Annotated in this window: 20 protein-coding genes, 1 tRNA gene and 1 pseudogene; 8 read left to right on the top strand and 14 right to left on the bottom strand. The window is 34.8% G+C overall.

Translation table 11 applies throughout. From position 1 onward, the window contains the following. The 3 genes and pseudogenes from SOY52_RS00595 to SOY52_RS00585 all read left to right on the top strand — a co-directional run. Nucleotides 1–413: pseudogene (locus SOY52_RS00595) on the top strand (hypothetical protein); the annotation flags it as partial. Nucleotides 414–472: 59 nt separating this feature from the next. Beyond that, entirely contained in the window at nucleotides 473–1,357 is an 885-nt protein-coding gene (locus tag SOY52_RS00590; RefSeq protein WP_320847046.1) for an Rpn family recombination-promoting nuclease/putative transposase, read from the top strand. Between the two features lie 96 nt (nucleotides 1,358–1,453). After that, on the top strand, nucleotides 1,454–1,696 hold the full coding sequence (locus SOY52_RS00585) for a hypothetical protein (protein ID WP_320847045.1): 243 nt from the start codon (nucleotides 1,454–1,456) through the stop codon (nucleotides 1,694–1,696). A 66-nt stretch (nucleotides 1,697–1,762) separates the two neighbouring features. Here SOY52_RS00585 and SOY52_RS00580 read toward each other — a convergent pair whose 3' ends face one another. The 5 genes from SOY52_RS00580 to SOY52_RS00560 are packed head-to-tail and all read right to left on the bottom strand — an operon-like array spanning nucleotide 1,763 to nucleotide 6,645. Continuing rightward, nucleotides 1,763–3,511 (bottom strand): NADH-dependent [FeFe] hydrogenase, group A6, encoded by a 1,749-nt coding sequence (locus tag SOY52_RS00580; protein ID WP_320847044.1) that lies wholly within the window; start codon nucleotides 3,509–3,511, stop codon nucleotides 1,763–1,765. Nucleotides 3,512–3,525: 14 nt separating this feature from the next. Next, complete coding sequence (locus tag SOY52_RS00575) at nucleotides 3,526–5,313, bottom strand: NADH-quinone oxidoreductase subunit NuoF (RefSeq protein WP_320847043.1); 1,788 nt, start codon at nucleotides 5,311–5,313, stop codon at nucleotides 3,526–3,528. Between the two features lies 1 nt (nucleotide 5,314). Then, nucleotides 5,315–5,689, bottom strand: a complete 375-nt coding sequence (locus SOY52_RS00570; protein ID WP_320847042.1) for a (2Fe-2S) ferredoxin domain-containing protein — start codon at nucleotides 5,687–5,689, stop codon at nucleotides 5,315–5,317. A 12-nt stretch (nucleotides 5,690–5,701) separates the two neighbouring features. Further along, nucleotides 5,702–6,184, bottom strand: coding sequence for an ATP-binding protein (locus SOY52_RS00565; RefSeq protein WP_320847041.1), 483 nt, complete (start codon nucleotides 6,182–6,184; stop codon nucleotides 5,702–5,704). Continuing rightward, nucleotides 6,181–6,645, bottom strand: a complete 465-nt coding sequence (locus tag SOY52_RS00560) for an NAD(P)H-dependent oxidoreductase subunit E (RefSeq protein WP_320847040.1) — start codon at nucleotides 6,643–6,645, stop codon at nucleotides 6,181–6,183. The genes SOY52_RS00565 and SOY52_RS00560 overlap by 4 nt, the downstream gene beginning before the upstream one ends. Nucleotides 6,646–6,817: 172 nt before the next feature. Between SOY52_RS00560 and SOY52_RS00555 the strand changes: the two genes are divergently transcribed. Beyond that, nucleotides 6,818–7,453 carry a redox-sensing transcriptional repressor Rex gene (locus SOY52_RS00555; RefSeq protein ID WP_320847039.1) on the top strand — a complete coding sequence of 212 codons (636 nt, stop codon included), beginning with the start codon at nucleotides 6,818–6,820 and terminating at the stop codon, nucleotides 7,451–7,453. Here SOY52_RS00555 and SOY52_RS00550 read toward each other — a convergent pair. Beyond that, nucleotides 7,450–8,187, bottom strand: coding sequence for a DNA-3-methyladenine glycosylase family protein (locus SOY52_RS00550; RefSeq protein WP_320847038.1), 738 nt, complete (start codon nucleotides 8,185–8,187; stop codon nucleotides 7,450–7,452). The genes SOY52_RS00555 and SOY52_RS00550 overlap by 4 nt on opposite strands. Nucleotides 8,188–8,197: 10 nt before the next feature. Further along, nucleotides 8,198–9,130, bottom strand: a complete 933-nt coding sequence (locus tag SOY52_RS00545) for an endonuclease/exonuclease/phosphatase family protein (RefSeq protein ID WP_320847037.1) — start codon at nucleotides 9,128–9,130, stop codon at nucleotides 8,198–8,200. 45 nt (nucleotides 9,131–9,175) lie between these two features. Here SOY52_RS00545 and SOY52_RS00540 point away from each other — a divergent pair, with 45 nt between their 5' ends. Beyond that, complete coding sequence (locus tag SOY52_RS00540; RefSeq protein ID WP_320847036.1) at nucleotides 9,176–9,517, top strand: TfoX/Sxy family protein; 342 nt, start codon at nucleotides 9,176–9,178, stop codon at nucleotides 9,515–9,517. On the opposite strand, the gene SOY52_RS00535 is transcribed toward SOY52_RS00540, so the two are convergent. Continuing rightward, on the bottom strand, nucleotides 9,514–10,089 hold the full coding sequence (locus tag SOY52_RS00535; protein ID WP_320847035.1) for an ATP-dependent Clp protease proteolytic subunit: 576 nt from the start codon (nucleotides 10,087–10,089) through the stop codon (nucleotides 9,514–9,516). The two genes, SOY52_RS00540 and SOY52_RS00535, sit on opposite strands and share 4 nt — an antisense overlap. Before the next feature lie 49 nt (nucleotides 10,090–10,138). Between SOY52_RS00535 and era the strand changes: the two genes are divergently transcribed. After that, nucleotides 10,139–11,026, top strand: a complete 888-nt coding sequence (gene era / locus SOY52_RS00530; protein WP_320847034.1) for a GTPase Era — start codon at nucleotides 10,139–10,141, stop codon at nucleotides 11,024–11,026. Here era and SOY52_RS00525 read toward each other — a convergent pair. The 4 genes from SOY52_RS00525 to lysS are packed head-to-tail and all read right to left on the bottom strand — an operon-like array spanning nucleotide 11,023 to nucleotide 14,073. After that, nucleotides 11,023–11,697 (bottom strand): GTP pyrophosphokinase family protein, encoded by a 675-nt coding sequence (locus SOY52_RS00525; RefSeq protein ID WP_320847033.1) that lies wholly within the window; start codon nucleotides 11,695–11,697, stop codon nucleotides 11,023–11,025. The genes era and SOY52_RS00525 overlap by 4 nt on opposite strands. Then, nucleotides 11,694–11,927, bottom strand: a complete 234-nt coding sequence (locus SOY52_RS00520) for a hypothetical protein (protein ID WP_320847032.1) — start codon at nucleotides 11,925–11,927, stop codon at nucleotides 11,694–11,696. Before SOY52_RS00520 ends, SOY52_RS00525 begins: the two co-directional genes overlap by 4 nt. A 4-nt stretch (nucleotides 11,928–11,931) precedes the next feature. After that, nucleotides 11,932–12,495 carry a flavodoxin family protein gene (locus SOY52_RS00515; RefSeq protein ID WP_320847031.1) on the bottom strand — a complete coding sequence of 188 codons (564 nt, stop codon included), beginning with the start codon at nucleotides 12,493–12,495 and terminating at the stop codon, nucleotides 11,932–11,934. A 6-nt stretch (nucleotides 12,496–12,501) separates the two neighbouring features. After that, complete coding sequence (gene lysS, locus SOY52_RS00510; RefSeq protein WP_320847030.1) at nucleotides 12,502–14,073, bottom strand: lysine--tRNA ligase; 1,572 nt, start codon at nucleotides 14,071–14,073, stop codon at nucleotides 12,502–12,504. An 85-nt stretch (nucleotides 14,074–14,158) separates the two neighbouring features. Here lysS and SOY52_RS00505 point away from each other — a divergent pair, with 85 nt between their 5' ends. Beyond that, nucleotides 14,159–14,770, top strand: coding sequence for a septal ring lytic transglycosylase RlpA family protein (locus SOY52_RS00505; protein WP_320847029.1), 612 nt, complete (start codon nucleotides 14,159–14,161; stop codon nucleotides 14,768–14,770). A gap of 42 nt (nucleotides 14,771–14,812) precedes the next feature. Here SOY52_RS00505 and SOY52_RS00500 read toward each other — a convergent pair whose 3' ends face one another. Beyond that, entirely contained in the window at nucleotides 14,813–15,979 is a 1,167-nt protein-coding gene (locus SOY52_RS00500) for a hypothetical protein (protein WP_320847028.1), read from the bottom strand. An 86-nt stretch (nucleotides 15,980–16,065) separates the two neighbouring features. Here SOY52_RS00500 and SOY52_RS00495 point away from each other — a divergent pair. Continuing rightward, nucleotides 16,066–16,138 (top strand) — tRNA-Ile (locus SOY52_RS00495). Nucleotides 16,139–16,146: 8 nt separating this feature from the next. On the opposite strand, the gene SOY52_RS00490 is transcribed toward SOY52_RS00495, so the two are convergent. Beyond that, a partial coding sequence (locus SOY52_RS00490; protein ID WP_320847027.1) for an MFS transporter occupies nucleotides 16,147–17,016 on the bottom strand: 870 nt, incomplete at its 5' end.

Genomic DNA, 17,016 nt, shown 5'->3' with positions numbered 1-17,016 from the left:
CACAGCAAAAAGAACTTTACCAAGATTTGAAGAAGCTAGTAATTAAAGCTGTTGTCCTTCTTACAGCAGGTATAGTTTATGCTACCATTCCAAAGGTGATGGCATGGGGAAAGGTTTCAGCCGCATGTGCAGTTGCAATAGCAGCTGGAGTTCTTGCATCAGGAATTATGACGTTCTTCGAATATAAGCGGTTTGGAATTCCAGGAAATGATTTACCATCTTTTGAATCATGGCTTGAAAGTATTTATAAAGATTCTTATGCCTCTTGGGCTCTTGCCGCTTCCATGATTGCTACTGGTACTGCAGCAAAAAGATCACCTGTTGTTACAGGATTAATAATAGCAGCCTTTTCTCTATATGGCGTATTAGACGGAGTAAGACCTATAGCAAAAAAATACAACTTTGCCATCTAACATCTTTCCTTGTCCAAGCTATTAAAGCTATCTAATAGCTTGGGCTTTATGTGGTACATATGAAAAAAGAAATAAATCCTAAGGATTATATAAGCCTAATGACACCAATGTCTGATATTCTCTCTCAAGTAATGTTTGAGAATAATACAGAGCTCGTTGAGTATATTATTAGAACTATCATTGGCATAGATGATTTAAAAGTAATAAAAGTTGAAGTTCAGAAAACTCTACCAGGCTCTTCTGTATATCGTTCTGTACGTTTTGATATTTTTGCTGTAGATAGCAAAGGTGTTAAATACGATATTGAAATACAAAATGATATAGCTGATGCTACGCCAGATAGAGCTAGATTCTATCTAGCAATGATAGATTCACATACAGTTAAGAAAGGAATTAAAAAAATAAAATTAAATCCTGTATATATAATATTCATCACAAAAGAAGATTATTTTAAGGGAAAAGAAGCTTTATATCACTTTATTTTCAGTGAGAAAGATACCCACTTGCCTTTTAATACAGAAGCACATATCATTTATTTAAATCTATCCAATAAAACTAATAAAAAGCTATTGGATCTTCAACATGATTTCATGTGCAAAGACCCAACTGATATGCGTGTGGATGTAATACGGAGAAGTGCAAACTATTACAAAAACACAGAAGAAGGAGTTAACAAAATGTGTGAAATTAGTAAACAAATTTTTAACGATGGTAAAGCTTATGGATTTAATATTGGAGAAGCTAAGGGCATTAAAATTGGAGAAGCTAATGGCATTAAAATTGGAGAAGCTAAAGGTATCAAAGTAGGTGAAATTAAAACTTATGCTAACATGATTAATAACAACCTTATTACATTAGACCAAGCTTTATCATCACTGAATATGAGTACAGAAGAGTTTGTAAATTTAGCAAACCAATACAAAATTGTTATTAATTGTCTATAATACATTAGTATTTTGAATAATTGACGCCTTTCATATGTATTTAACTTATCCCTTTGATATTTTATTGATACAAGCATAAAGCAAGGAGTTAACAAAATGTGTGAAATTAGTAAACAAATTTTTAACGATGGTAAAGCTTATGGATTTAATATTGGAGAAGCTAAGGGCATTAAAATTGGAGAAGCTAAAGGTATCAAAGTAGGTGAAATTAAAACTTATGCTAACATGGTTAACAACCATTTTATCTCCATAGATCAAGCTTTATCCTCCCTGAATATAAGTATTGAAGAATTCTTAAATTTAGCAAATAAATACGGAATTGTTATTAATTGCCACTGACTATTTAATTTATAAAGATTTAATTATTAAAAAGGACCAGCAATGCTGGCCCTTCACTTTTTTAGTTTATTTCTTATAAACTGGTACTTCTTTATATGTTGTGTGCAATAAATGATGTGCCTTCTCTGATAAAGGAGCTGTAAAGAATTCACTATAAATCTTCTGAACAGATGGATTTTGATGAGAACATCTCTTAACACAGTTCTTATCATCTGTATAAGAACCACTAGTTCTCTTACTTCTAACTTCATCATCTGTTCCAAGAGGCTGTCCACCACCTGCAATACAACCACCACGGCAAGCCATAATTTCTATAAATTCATATGGAGCTCTTTCACCTCTAGCTTTAGCTGCTCTTATTTCATCAAGAACTTCTTTTGCATTTGCCATTCCATGAACTACGCCAAATCTTAGAGTTGTTTTACCATCAACATCGATAGCACCATGTCTAAATTCTCCTCTACCACGAACAGTCATGATATCTGGATCAGAAAGATCTTTACCTGTGATAACATTGTAAGCAGTTCTAATAGCAGCTTCCATAACACCACCAGTTACACCAAAGATTGTAGCTGCACCTGAGTATTCTCCAATTGGGCTATCAACTTCAGTTTCAGGAAGAGATGCAAAATCAATACCACGTTGACGAATAATACGTGCAAGCTCACGAGTTGTAAGAACAAGATCAACATCATCATATCCAGAGGATTTCATATGTTCATCTCTCTTAATCTCAATCTTCTTTGCAGTACATGGCATAATTGCAACAGAGTATACATTAGCTGGATCAATACCCATCTTCTCTGCCCAATAAGTCTTAGTAATAGCACCTTGCATCATCATTGGTGACTTAGCACTAGAAAGGTTTTCAATTAAATCTGGATAGTACTTTGTTACATACTCAATCCAACCTGGACAACAAGATGTTAGCTGAGGAAGTACACCATTATTCGTAACTCTCTCAACAAGTTCACTTCCTTCCTCCATGATTGTCATATCAGCACCAAAGTTTGTATCAAAAACGTAATCAGCACCAAGTCTCTTAAGAGCGGTATAAATCTTTCCTGTTGTAATTTCACCTGGCTTATAACCAAATTCTTCACCTAGTGCAACACGTACAGCTGGAGCAATTTGAACAGCAACAACTTTTTCACTCTTTGAAGCTTCTCTTAAGAATACACCACCTTCATCAAGCTCATAGATTGCACCAACAGGACAGTGTGTTGCACACTGACCACACTTGATACATGGGCTATCATTTAAAGGAAGATTAGCTGCTGGAGTCATCAAAGTTGAGTCTCCTCTACCAATGAACTCAAGAGCATATACACCTTGAAGATTCTGACAAACCTGTACACAGCGTCCACATTTGATACACTTGCTTGGGTCAAGAACAATAGTAGATGTTGATTTATCCTTTGGAAGATCAGGAATTCTTTCTTCAAAAGGTTGTTCTCTAATACCATATTCAACACAAAGCTTTTGAAGCTCACACTTATTATTTCTAACACATGTAAGACATGAAGCTGGGTGTGTTGACATGATTAACTCAAGAATAGTCTTTCTAACTTCGAAAAGCTCATTATCATGAGTAATAATTTTCATACCTTCGGCTGCAGGAGCAGAACATGCACGAATAATCTTTGCACTACCCTCCTGTTTACAGACACAAAGTCCGCAGGAGCCAAAAGGCTTTAAATCTGGATGATAGCAAAGAGTAGGAATTCTAATTCCTGCCTTTCTAGCTGCCTCTAGGACGGTTGTGCCCTCTTCAACAGTTACTTCAACACCCTGTATAGTAAGATGAATAGCCATTTTTTCCTCCAATATTATTCTATGCTGATAGCGCCGAACTTACATGTCTGCTTACAGACACCACACTTAATACATACACTAGTATTAATTGAGTGAGTTTTCTTGAGTTCGCCTGTAATAGCACCAACTGGGCACTTTCTTGAACAAGCAGTACATCCAATACACTTTTGTGGATCAATTGTATATCTGATGAGCTTTTTACACTTTCCTGATGGACATCTCTTTTCCTTGATGTGAGCTTCATACTCTTCAGGGAAATATCTAAGAGTAGAAAGAACAGGGTTTGGAGCTGTCTGACCAAGAGCACATAGAGAACCCTTTTGCATAGCAAGAGAAATCTGCTTAAGCTGGTCAATATCATCTTCTGTTCCATTTCCAAGTGTAATTTTATCAAGGATGTTATACAGACTCTTACCACCAATACGGCAAGGGAAGCACTTACCACATGATTCATCTACAGTGAAGTTAAGGTAGAACTTTGCTACGTCTACGATACAGTCATCTTCATCCATAACAATCATACCACCAGAACCCATCATAGAACCAATTCTCTGAAGTCCTCCAAAGTCAATTGGAGTATCAAGGTTCTCTTCTGTAATTACACCACCAGAAGGTCCACCGGTCTGTACAGCCTTAAACTTCTTTCCATTAGCAATACCACCACCGATATCAAATACAATTTCACGAAGTGTAGTACCCATTGGAACTTCTACAAGACCAGAGTTCTTAACCTTACCAGTAAGAGCAAATACCTTTGTACCACGGCTATCTTGAGTACCGACTTTTGCAAACTCTGCACCACCTTTTGCGATGATAACAGGAATATTTGCCCAAGTTTCAACGTTATTAATAACAGTTGGTTTACCCCATAAACCTTTAACAGCTGGGAATGGTGGTCTTGGAAGAGGCATACCACGATGACCTTCAATAGATTGTAATAGTGCTGTTTCTTCACCACAAACGAATGCACCAGCGCCAAGACGAATTTCAATATCGTAATCGAAGCCAGAACCAAGGATGTTTTTTCCTAATAAACCATATTCACGAGCCTGTCTCATTGCAATTTCAAGACGATGAATTGCAAGTGGGTATTCAGCTCTAATATAGATAAAGCCTTGGTGAGCACCAATTGCGCGACCACAAATAGTCATAGCCTCTAATACTGAGTGCGGGTCACCTTCCAAAGTTGAACGGTCCATGTAAGCACCTGGATCGCCTTCATCAGCGTTACATACAACGTACTTAACATCACCTTCAGCTTGCTTTGTGAAGTTCCACTTCATCCAAGTTGGGAAACCTGCACCACCACGGCCACGTAAACCAGAAGTTTTTACTTCATCAATAATTTGCTCTGGAGTAAGCTCAAATAAAGCTTTTTCTAGTGCAACATAACCATCATTTGCAATGTAATCATCGATATTTTCAGGATCGATTACACCACAGTTACGAAGAACTACACGAAGTTGCTTCTTGTAAAATCCAATATCTTCAACTTCTTCAAGAGGTTTCTTTGGTGCCTTGTTATATAAAAGACGTGTTACTTCACGACCTTTAATAACGTGCTCGCTAATAATTTCTTTAGCATCTTCAGGCTTAACTTGAACATAGAAAGAATCTTCAGGAAGAATTTTTACGATAGGACCTTGTTCACAGAATCCAAAACATCCTGTTTTAACTACCTGTACTTGATCACCAACACCCTGTAATTTTGCTTCTTCAATAAGATTTTTATAAATCTGGTCAGATCTTGATGATTCACAGGCGGTACCACCACATACAAAGATATAATTCTTAAAACTCATCTCAAACCTCCAGATCAATCTTATGATCACTAATTATCTTTCCACCGATAATGTGCTCATTAACGATATCTTTAGCCACTTTAGCATCTACATGGCCATATGCAACTGAACCAAGAGCTGGAGTATGAACTTCTACAACTGGCTCATCCTTACAAGAACCAGAACAACCAGACTGAGTAACAATAACGTTATCAAGTCCCTTTGCTTCAAGTTCATCTACGATTGCATTTAATACAATCTTTGCTCCTGCTTGAATTCCGCAAGTACCCATACAAACAACAATATGACAATCTCTGCCGTGGATATTGCGCTTTTTAAGTCTTTCGCTTTCTTTAGCGCGTAAACTTCTTAATTCTTCTAATGACAACTTTGCCATTTTTGGACTCCTTTACTTTAAATCAAAAACTGAGAACCTTTTTTTGAGAGTAGAAAGTGCTTTTACACTATCTAATGATCCAAACTCTTTTATTAAATCACTCGAACAAACACTTTCATTTAACTCTTTTGAATGAAAGATAAAATCAATAGATGCTTTATCACTCACATAGGAGAAGATGAACGGAAGTACTTCACTAATATAATCGTTTTCTTCTTTTTTTATACGATAGGATAATTTTGTAAGACTTTTTTCCCTTTTAATATCAACACTATCTGCACGTTGCTTTAAAAGATATAGCCCTTTTCCACGTCCCTCGCCTTTAGTAGAAAATCCACTAGCAAATACATTGCCAGAAAAACCTTTTCCATCATCCGTTACCGTTATGTCTAAAAACTGTGAATAATCACTATACTCTATCGTTATCTCTCTTGCCCCTGCCTCAAGACTATTTGTAACAGCCTCAAAGAGAAAATCAGGCCCTCTGTGGCTCATTCAAACTTATCCAATATTCCTGCTATTTGGCCTTTAGTAACTTTACCAAATACCTCTCCTCCAATAGTCATTACAGGTGCAAGCCCACAACAACCTACACAGCGTACTGCCTGAAGAGAGAACTTTCCATCTTCTGTTAGACCATCGATATCTAAGCCCTTTTGGATACCTAGTTCCTCGATAATCATATCACCACCCTTTAAGTAACAAGCTGTACCAAGGCAAACTTGAATATTATACTTACCTGGCTTATTTAGTTTAAAGAAGTGATAAAAGGTTACAACACCCCAAATTGTGGCAAGTGGTACATCGAGCAAACGTGATACCTCGTCTGCAGCTTCTCTTGAGATATAACCAATTTCTGACTGCACACGGTGGAGTACCATAATTAAATTGCCCGGCTTGTTCTTCCACTCTTCAATAAATGAAAGTAGATCATCAGAAAACAAACTCTGTGACATAACTCCTCCTAAGTTTTTTATTGCACATATCATACAGTATTTTCGACTATTATTTCAAATACTAAATACCATTTGATGTTACTTATTAGGATATGATAATGATTATCAATATATTTATTTGACTAAGATATCTAATTTATGTACTATTTTTCACATTAAAAGGATTAATAGTATGAATAATGATATGCTTATTAGAGTAACACGTTACTATAGAGCCCTGAATAGATTACGTGCTATCGGATTAGAAAAAGTATTTGCACATAATCTTGCTGATGCAGCCGGAGTATCTGCAGCAATTGTAAGAAAAGACTTTTCTCTACTTGAGATACATGGCCAAAAGCGTGGTGGATATGAAATACAGGAATTAATAGAAATAATAGGAAATATTCTTGGTAAAGGTGAAAACCAAAATGTAATAGTCATTGGTTGTGGAAGAATAGGAAAAGCATTAATGCACTACCAAGGTTTTGAACCAGATGGAATTAAAGTTGTTGCGGGCTTCGATACCGATCCTGTAGTATATTCAAATCCATCCCACCCTATTCCTGTTTATCCTCTTTCAAGACTTGATGAGGTAATAAAGGTACATAATGTAAAAGTTGCAATTATTACAGTTCCTGAATCAAACGCTCAAGAATGTTATATGAACCTTCTAGATGCAGGTATTACAGGAGTTTTAAATTTCTCACCAATTACACTTAAGCCACAAAAGACTCGTCAAGGTATTATTCCAGTTGTTCACAACATTAATATTGGTCTCGAGCTTGAACAAATCTTTTATGAACTTAAGTTTAAAAACAATGATTAAAGTTTAATATATCTTGCCATAGAAAACAGATATTGCTGAGCTAAGGCAGGATAAGGATCAAAGTATGAAATAGGCTTTCCTGGATAGTATGTAGCTAATACCTTTTTAATCCATACATCTATCGGGAAAGCTTCCATTTTGTGGTAGCCAAAAAGCAAAATACACGATGCAACTTTCTTACCAACACCCTTTATTGTCATTAATCTCTCTTCAGCTTCACTGTATTCAAGATTTTCAAGACCATTTAGGACATCAGCCTTTTCAATAGCATCCATTATGTATTTATCTCTGAAACCTACTTTTAATTCTTTTAATTCATTAATATTAGTTTTACCTAGCTCCTCTGGAGTTGGAAAAGAAAAATATCCCTTTTCTACTTCATGACCATAATTTCTTGACAAGGTATCATAGAGACCTTTAATTCTTTTAATATTGTTATTTTGACTTAATATAAAACTTATTAATGTAATCCAAGGATCTTGGCGCAAAATTCTAAGAGTCGGAAATTTTTCAACAGCACTCTTTAATAGTTCATCTTTACTAGCAATTTCAAGCCTTGCCTTTTGATAATCAAAATCTAAATCATAATAAGCTTTTAAATAAGAATCTTGGTAAAAATCAGCTTCACTTCTAACTTTATATACTTTTTCATTTAACACTGCAGAAAAACAGTTATCTTCTTCTGTCCAACTAAAGCTTTGTCCACCAGTTAAAATTTCTCTAATATCATCCATAATATATTACCTATTTTAAATCCAATCTTAACGCAAAATGATCTGAATAACCACACTCAGAAGAGTTATCATAACGAAGAGGAAAACCATCTTTACTTAAAAAATCTAAATTAAGAATTTTAAAGGAAAAGTTAGAATTACTAGCAATTGATGACGAAATTAATATTTTATCGTAGTAATACCACTTCCCCATATAAAAGTAAGTTCCATCCCCATTTAGAGGAAAATATACATCTTCAGTCGCATCATAAAAACTTCCATAAGCTATATTTTTGCTATCTAAAGAAACAAAGATTGAATCTTCTTCTTGATTTAGAGAAAGCATATCATCTGAAACGCTACTATTAAAGTCTCCTAAAATTATTACCTTCTCATCTGGATTAATCAAATTATTAATATGCCTTGCTAACGCCTTACGCTCTTTTTTATTTTCTTCTTCCTCCCCAAGATTACTTTTTGCATGTAAATTAAAGATTTTATACTGTTCTCCATCTTTAATAACTTCTAATGAAAGGATAGGTCTATCAGAAGCGGCAAGATGTATTTTAACTTCATACGGCTTTATTTTACTAATAAAACCAACCGTATTTGGTACATTATTTATCTTTGCAATACCATAATATTGGAATCCACGTCTTCTCATTCCTTTATCTAATAAAGAGACTAATACTCTTTCACTCTCAATTTCTTGAAAGAAAATTATATCTACATCAAATTCTTCTTTTTTAAAAAGAGCACAATATGATTCAATACGTTTATCAAAATCACGACCTGTATAGCCTGAAGAGGGATGATAAGCTGTGTGCTCGTTACCATTATCAATATCATCAAACATATTATATAAGTTATACGTGATGACACTTAATCCTTTGCTTGAATTAGGGATTCTTGCTTCGCAGGAAACAAAGACTAGTAAAATAAGTGTTAAAATAAAGTACTTCATATTAATAATAGAAAAAAAATTAAAAAAAAGTGTTAAAATACATCTATGGCTTCTAATTTATCGATTGTTCAGTATCTAGTTGATCAAATTTCAGAGTGTGGTCTTATTACATTTAAAAAGATGTTTGGCGATTATTGTATTTATATCGACTCAAAGGTCCTAGGATTCGTTTGTGATGATATTTTCTATGTTAAATCAACAAAGATTGGAGAAGAGAACTATCCTGAAATAGAAAAAGGTTATCCATATGAAGGTGCAAGCTTATATCCTATTTTAGATATCGAAAATAAGGATTTATTAGTTAGCTACATTAATTTGATTAAATCTGAATTACCAGAAAAGAAAATAAAAAAGGGTCGCCGTAGTAGCAACCCAATCAGTGATTAATTTAACTCTTCTTTTTTATTTATTATTTTGGAAATAAGACCATACTTTAAAGCTTCATCACTAAATAGCCAGTGGTCTCTTTCTGTATCTTTACTTACTTCTTCAAGTGTTTTTCCTGTAGCTTCTGCAATAATTGAATCTAATTTAGTTCTTAAACGTTCTATTACATTTGCATGAATCATAACATCAGCTGTTACACCCTGCATCTTTGATAATGGTTGGTGAATTAAGTAGGATGAATTAGGAAGACCTACTCTTCTTTCACTAGGAACAGCTAATAACACTAATGATGCAGCAGAGGCAACAAGACCAAGACCTACCATTGTAACAGGAGAGGAGATAAATCTAACTGTATCATAGATTGCAAAGCCACCATCAACATCACCACCTGGAGAATTGATATACATTGTAATTGGCTGTGTTGATTCACTATCAAGAACTAAGAGCTGTCTAATTACTTGGTCAGCACTTTCTTTAGAAATCTCACCTGTAAGCATTACAGAACGTGTTTTTAACAATTTATCGTTAAGAGCAGGATTATCTGCTACTTCTTTCTTCTTTTCTTCACTCATGTTTTTCAGTATAATCAAAAAACTAACAGTTGAAAAGAGACGGTAAAATATGAAGTGTGCAACAGTATCTGTAATTGGAAGACCAAGTGTAGGAAAATCAACATTAATTAATACAATTTGTGAGATGAAGGTATCAATCACTGCCCCTACTCCTCAAACTACAAGAAATGCTATTAGAGGAATTTATACAGACCAAAGAGGTCAATTAATTTTTACAGATACTCCAGGTTACCACCTTGGAGGAAAAACTATCAACAAAAGGATGCAAGATATCACCGTATCAGCACTCGGGGAAAGTGATATGATTTTATACCTTGTTGATGCCTCTAGAGCTTTAAAAGAAGAAGAGGAAGCAATTGCTGAAATTCTATCTAAAGTAAAGGTCCCAATTATTGCTGTATTAAATAAAAGTGATATCTTAAGCGAAGAGCAGAAAAAAGATGCTATCTTCTTTATTAACCATAATATCAATGCCGAAAAAATCCTAGAGTGCAGTGGCTTAAACGATGAAGGTGTTGATGAAGTTTTAATTGCCCTTTTTAAATTAGCAAAGGAAGGAGACCTTCTTTATAGCGAAAATGCATATACTGACCAACCTCTTGAGTTTAGAATATCTGAAATTATTAGAGAAAAAACTATTAATTTGCTTGATGACGAGCTTCCTCATGTAATATACGTTGAAGTTGCAGATATTGAGTACAATGAAGAAGAAAAAAGTGTTTGGGTTAGAGCCTTTATTATCACAGAACGTGATGGCCAAAAAGGTATCATAGTAGGTAAAGGTGGAGAGAATATTAAAAAAATTAGAAAAGAATCATTTAAGGAAATAAAGAAAATATTCCCTGGTTCTACTCTCCAACTAGACTTAAGAGTTAAGGCTCAAGCAAAATGGAGAACAAACCAGGTAGTACTAGATAAGATTTTTAAAACTCTTTAACAGCTTTCAATTAAATCTCTTATCTTTTGCATTTTTACATCAAGCTTTGCAGCATCAGATGCACATTCAGAAAGCTCTTTTAAAGTAAGTTGATTAACTTCATCTGAAAGGTTCTTTTTATATCTCAAACGATGCTCAAGGCTTGCCCAAAACTCCATAGCAATAGTTCTAAGCTGTACTTCAACTCTCATCATACGCTTTCCACTTTCTAAAAACACTGGAGTCTCTACTATTAGATGAAGACTTCTATATCCATTTTCTTTTGGATTTTTAATATAGTCCTTCTTGTTTATTAAGAAAATATCATCTTGCTGCAAAAGACAATCAGAAAGCATATAAATATCATCAACAAATGAGCAAATAACACGAATTCCTGCAATATCATCGAGTTTTTCAAGAGAGGATGGGATTAATGGTAAGCCCTTTCTTTGAAGTTTTTCTCTTATACTCTCTGCACATTTAATCCTAGTTTTTATCATATCAATAGGATTACGTTCATGGTCTAAGGAAAAACGCTCATTTAGCACCTTAAACTTTGTCTCAACTTCCATCAATGCACATTGGTAACAAGACATAGTCGAACGTAAGCTTTGAAGTAATTCTTTAGCCTTTTTCTTAGACTCTTCGTCTGTTAATAGTTTAAGAAGCTGTAATGCTTGATTATCATTCATTTTTTAGCCATCGACTTTAATAATTGAAGAAGTTCAAGATCGCTTTCAGTAATTCTAATGCTAGTCTTTATCTCTTTCTCGGCCCCTGGACGCTCTACACTTAAGCGAAACACTGTATCTTTCTCAATTGGAGAAGAAGCCATAAAAGAAAGAAACTTTACAAACTGAGGATGGGAAGCTGAGAATTTATCCCAAGCCCCCTTAAATTTCATCATATCACCAATATTCATAGTACTATCTAATAAAATTAGTTTTTATTTTAGCTTCACTTTCACCAAGTGGTAAAGCAGCACTTCTAACAGCCTTAATTAAATATGCCATATTACGTGCTAAGATTCTCATTGTCTGCATTCCTTCAACATCCTGTTTAACCTCTTCAGGAGTATTTCCATGAACTTGGTTCCAATAGTTTGAAGAAACAATTGGCATTTGAGAAATTGTGAAATACTTATTTAATTGATCAAAAGTTGAAGAAGCACCACCTCTTCTGCAAGGCACAACAGAGGCACCAAACTTCATTCTCATCTTAGAGCCAATTTTTGAAAACAATAAATCTAAGAAGTAATTTGAAAGCCCGCATGAGGATGCATACCATACAGGAGAGCCAATAATTAAACCATCAGCCTCGAGAGCTAATGTAGCAACTCTATCAACATCTTCTTTGGTAAAACCTTCTTTAGCAATATTAACAATCTCTGCACTAAGGCCTTCTTTCTCAAGTGTTTCTTTTACCTCAGTAAGGGCTGTAAAAGTACAGCCCTTTTCATGTGGTGAACCATTTAATAGTAATACGTCCATTATTGCTTAATACCTACTAAGGATAGGAAGGATTTTATCCTTACCACAAGTCTTAATAAAACCAGCAAGCTTAGGTCCTCTTTCTTTACCAATTAATACACGGTAAACAAGGGAGAAGAAAGCACTACTTTCTAAACTACCTGCCTCTGCAGCACTGTAAAGATAATTTGAGAACTCCTTTTCTGTTTTACCATCAAGGTTTTCTTCAACAGCCTTAGCTAAAGCTTTTAAAGCTGCTCTTTCATTATCATTTACTTCAACAAGAGGTGTATCAGCATTACTTAAAGACCATCTGAACTCCTCCGGAGCAAAGGTTGTAATCCAAGCCCAAGCACAAGACATTCTAACCTTTAATCTCTCTTTTTGGCTTGGTGTGATATCTGTTAAAGTTGCAAGAACAGCATCCTTATCACCGCCATGGATTTGTAATAGGTTACAAAGATGTCTAAATGGAATTTGATAGCTTGGCTCTGTTGGAACTTCACCAACTTGAGAAAGTTCATAAATTCTCTTTTCCTTTGCCTTTCTCTTCTCATTTACATCCAATAGACCAAAATAAATTCTTTCACAGTTATCATAGTCTTCATAGATCTTTAATACATCAAGGTCAAATGAGATTGAAAACTCTGTATTTGGTCTTGTTGAAACAAATAGGTAACGACAAATTTCTGGAGTATAAACCTCAAGTACATCATAAAGAGAAATAACTTCACCTGATGAAGAACTAATCTTTCCACCACGACCTTTAATTGAGATAAAGTCATATTGGAAGGAAACAGGAGCTTCTCCACCAAAAAGCTTAACAATCTTTTTAGATGTATCAAATGAACCGCCCTCTGAGTGGTGGTCCTTACCAGCTGGCTCGAAATCAACACCTTCACGTGCCCATCTCATTGGCCAGTCAATACGCCATGGAAGCTTTGCATATGGAGTTGTTCTTAAATCAATAGTCTCTTCTTGTCCAGTTGAATCATCACGATAAGTAATACCCCATTCACCGTCCCATCCTAAGATAGTAGTAGTATCTTTATCAGTGAAAGAGCTGAAAACAGAAATTGGCCACCAAGACTCTGGAAGAGGCTCTGTTCTATACTCATCCAATATTGCTTTAATTTCACTTCTCTTTTCTAAAGCTTTTCTCATGCCTTCTGCATACATGCTAGAGCGATATCTTTCAGCTTGATAAAGGTATTCAGGATTAACACCAACGGTTGGAAGAATCTTTTCGACATCAAGCTCGTTGCCTCTTGCATAGTTATCAGCTCTGCCAGTTGTATCAGGGACTAATGTAATAGGCTTTCTAAGATATGTCTCTAAGAGCTCAGGATTAGGCATATTCTTAGGAACCTTTCTAAATACATCATAATCATCCCAAGAATAGATAAATCTTACATTCTTACCTTTAGCTCTTAATGCTCTAACAATTAACTCTACAGAAATAATCTCTCTAAAGTTACCAATATGTACAGTTCCTGAAGGTGTGATACCACTTGCACAAGTATAAACTTCTTTATCACCCTTCTCTCTTATAATCTTGTCGGCATATATATCTGCCCAATGGTTTTGTATATCACTCATAGCCGATAATTATCGCATAAAAGCTAATTTATTACCACTGCTGAAAAGACTTTATAATTTGTTAAACCTGATATATATTTAGCTCATGAAAAAGCTTACATTAATTATTCTATTACTAACTATCACATCTTCACTTTTTGCCCAAAGTGGGGTAGCTTCCTGGTACACAGCAGATAAAAAAAATGCCCTAACTGCTAATGGTGAAGTCTTCGATAACAATGCATTAACTGCAGCACATAAAACTCTAACATTTGGTTCAATTGTAAGAGTTAGCCATGAAGATAAGTTTGTTGATGTAAAAATTAACGATAGAGGTCCATATGTTGAAGGTCGTACAATTGACTTAACTCCAAGAGCAGCTAAAGAACTTGGAATATATGATAAAGGTGTTGCTGAAGTAAATATTGAGGTTTTAAGCGAACCAGAAGTACCTGAAACAAAGTATTTAAAAGGCGAAGAGACTGGTTGGTATACTCTTCAAATAGGGTCATACACAAATACTAAAAATGCATATGATGTATACTCAAAAATAAAAGAAGCAGGGCTTAAGCCTTCAATTGAGATAGTTGGACAGGGGTTAGTTAGAATAAGTGTAAAATATGTTCAGTCTTATAAACTTGAAAGTGTTATGAAAACACTTTCAGAAATAGGAATTACAGAGCCTCTAATAAAAGGCGAAGCTAACCCTTATAATTAAGATTTAAGGAGATACCCAAAACGAGCATCTCCTTTTTTTTGCTTAGAAATCTAGGAAGAAGGTGAAGTTACCAACAACTCTCTTTTCACCATCAGTAAACTTATTACCTGAGAATAAATATGATACTTGGTAACCAAGATCGATGAAGTCAAAGAATGATACAGTAACTTGTACACCTGTACTCATTAAGAAGTTAGATCCATCATATTGTGTGTTAAAATATTTACCACAGCCATAACCTACATCAAAGAATAAATTAGCTCTTGGAAATATACCCTTAACACCAAGGTTTGGACCTGCGAATCTAATATCGAAGTTATTAACAGCACTAAATTGAGTATTGTATGTCCAAGTATTAAAGCCTCTTACCTTTCTACCAAGTGATACAGGACCTTGAGCAAAGACTGGAACCTTACTTCCATCTGTCCAGTTCACATTTGCTCTATCAACTAGAGTAATAGTAAAGAGGTCGCTACCATTTTCAGCATATTCAAAGATAGTCTTTGCACCAACTGCATTTAGTGTAAGAGAGTAGAAATCTGCTTCTCCTGAAAGTATATGGTTCAATGCTCCTGGTGCCCACTTGATATCAGCCTTTGCAACAAAACCATCAGATTTAGTCATTTTATCATCCATCATATCAAGCTTAGCTTGGAAGTTAACCATATTAGCAAGCATCATATGGTCACCCTTTAAATCAGGATAAATTGATCCCTGGTAATTAGAACTCTCAAGATATGAATTAAGACTCTTAATCTCAGAAGTATTATTATTTTTTCTTAATTTACCCTTAACCATGCTATTGACGTTTGCTTCAAGCTTACCTTCATAGCTTAAAGTTAAAGAAACTAAATCTTTACCTGCAACAGGGCTTGTACCAAAACCTTGAACAAATCTTAAAACTAAATCAGTTTGTAAAACATCATATACAATTGGATCTTTATCAATAACTTTTCCAGTATATTTATCCTGCCATACCTTTCTTTGGTTATAACCAAATCCAAGCAATAACTGAATTTCGCTAACATCGCCTTCTCTTAATTCAAAGCCTCTGTAGCCAACACCACTTAAAAGATAGGAAGGAGCAAATCCCATCAATATTTCAGGGTGCTGTCCAAGGTCTCCAAATACAAATCTTAAAGGAGCTGAGAAAGCTGAAGTAATTACTAGAGCAAAGATAACTAATGTTAATAATATCTTTTTTAACATGTAAATAGCCTCCGTTATTTTAACAATAATATCATCAAATAATCCTACTTGAAAATAATAAAAATGCTTGCTATATTATCAAACACGGGCCTATAGCTCAGTGGTTAGAGCTGCGGACTCATAACCCGTAGGTCGGTGGTTCAAATCCACCTGGGCCCATAAGCACCTCACTTTGAGGTGCTTTTCTTTTTCCTTAATGCATAAGCTGTGCACTGTGAAATAATAAAAACAATACCAATTACAGCAATAACTATAAGAACGTTAGTGTATCCTAATTTTTCATAAATAGTTCCACCAATTGTAACTCCGATTACCTGGCCAACAGTTAATACACATTCATGTATCATCATTCTCTTTCCTTTATCTATAGCTCCTGAAGCTGCATGGAAAATTGAAAAGTTATAGCATAGGGAAAAGATAACTCCAAATAAAAGCATAAATAAGCCAAGTGATAATACAGATGTACTCTTTGCAAAGATAAATAAAAGAGCAACAAAGATAGCTTCTGCACCAATTATGTATTTAAACTTAAATTGCCACCATGAAACAGATCCAAAGTAGATAAATGCAAAACAGGTTGCAATACCTCTAATTAGTAGCAATAGTCCATTTGTACTCTCACTTATGGTTAATACTTCCTTTGTATAAAGAGGGAAGATATTAAGAACAACAGATAGAGCACTATAAACTAAGAATACTGCAATATATGAATCAAAACGAAGTGGAGTACTATGGTCCTCACTGCTATCAGCACTCTTTATCACATCAGCTTCTGGTTTTATTGCTCTTATTTCCTTATTTAGAGATAAAGCTACAATTAAAAGAAAGATAACAAAGAAAATAATAGCACCACCAAGTAAGCCCAAAGAAGGTGTAACAATTACTAGCATTGAGGCTAAATATGGGCTTATTCCAGTACCAAAGCTCCATGAAAAGTTAAATGAACTAGTTAGCTTGTTTAGTTCAGCTCCTTCACTTCCTCTTGTGATCCAAGCTTCCATTTGTGGCCATAGCATACTCATTGTAAAACCATAGAA

Source organism: Bullifex sp., assembly GCF_034103065.1.
Taxonomy (GTDB): Bacteria; Spirochaetota; Spirochaetia; order Sphaerochaetales; family Sphaerochaetaceae; genus Bullifex.
This window is presented reverse-complemented; position numbering and strand designations above follow the sequence as displayed.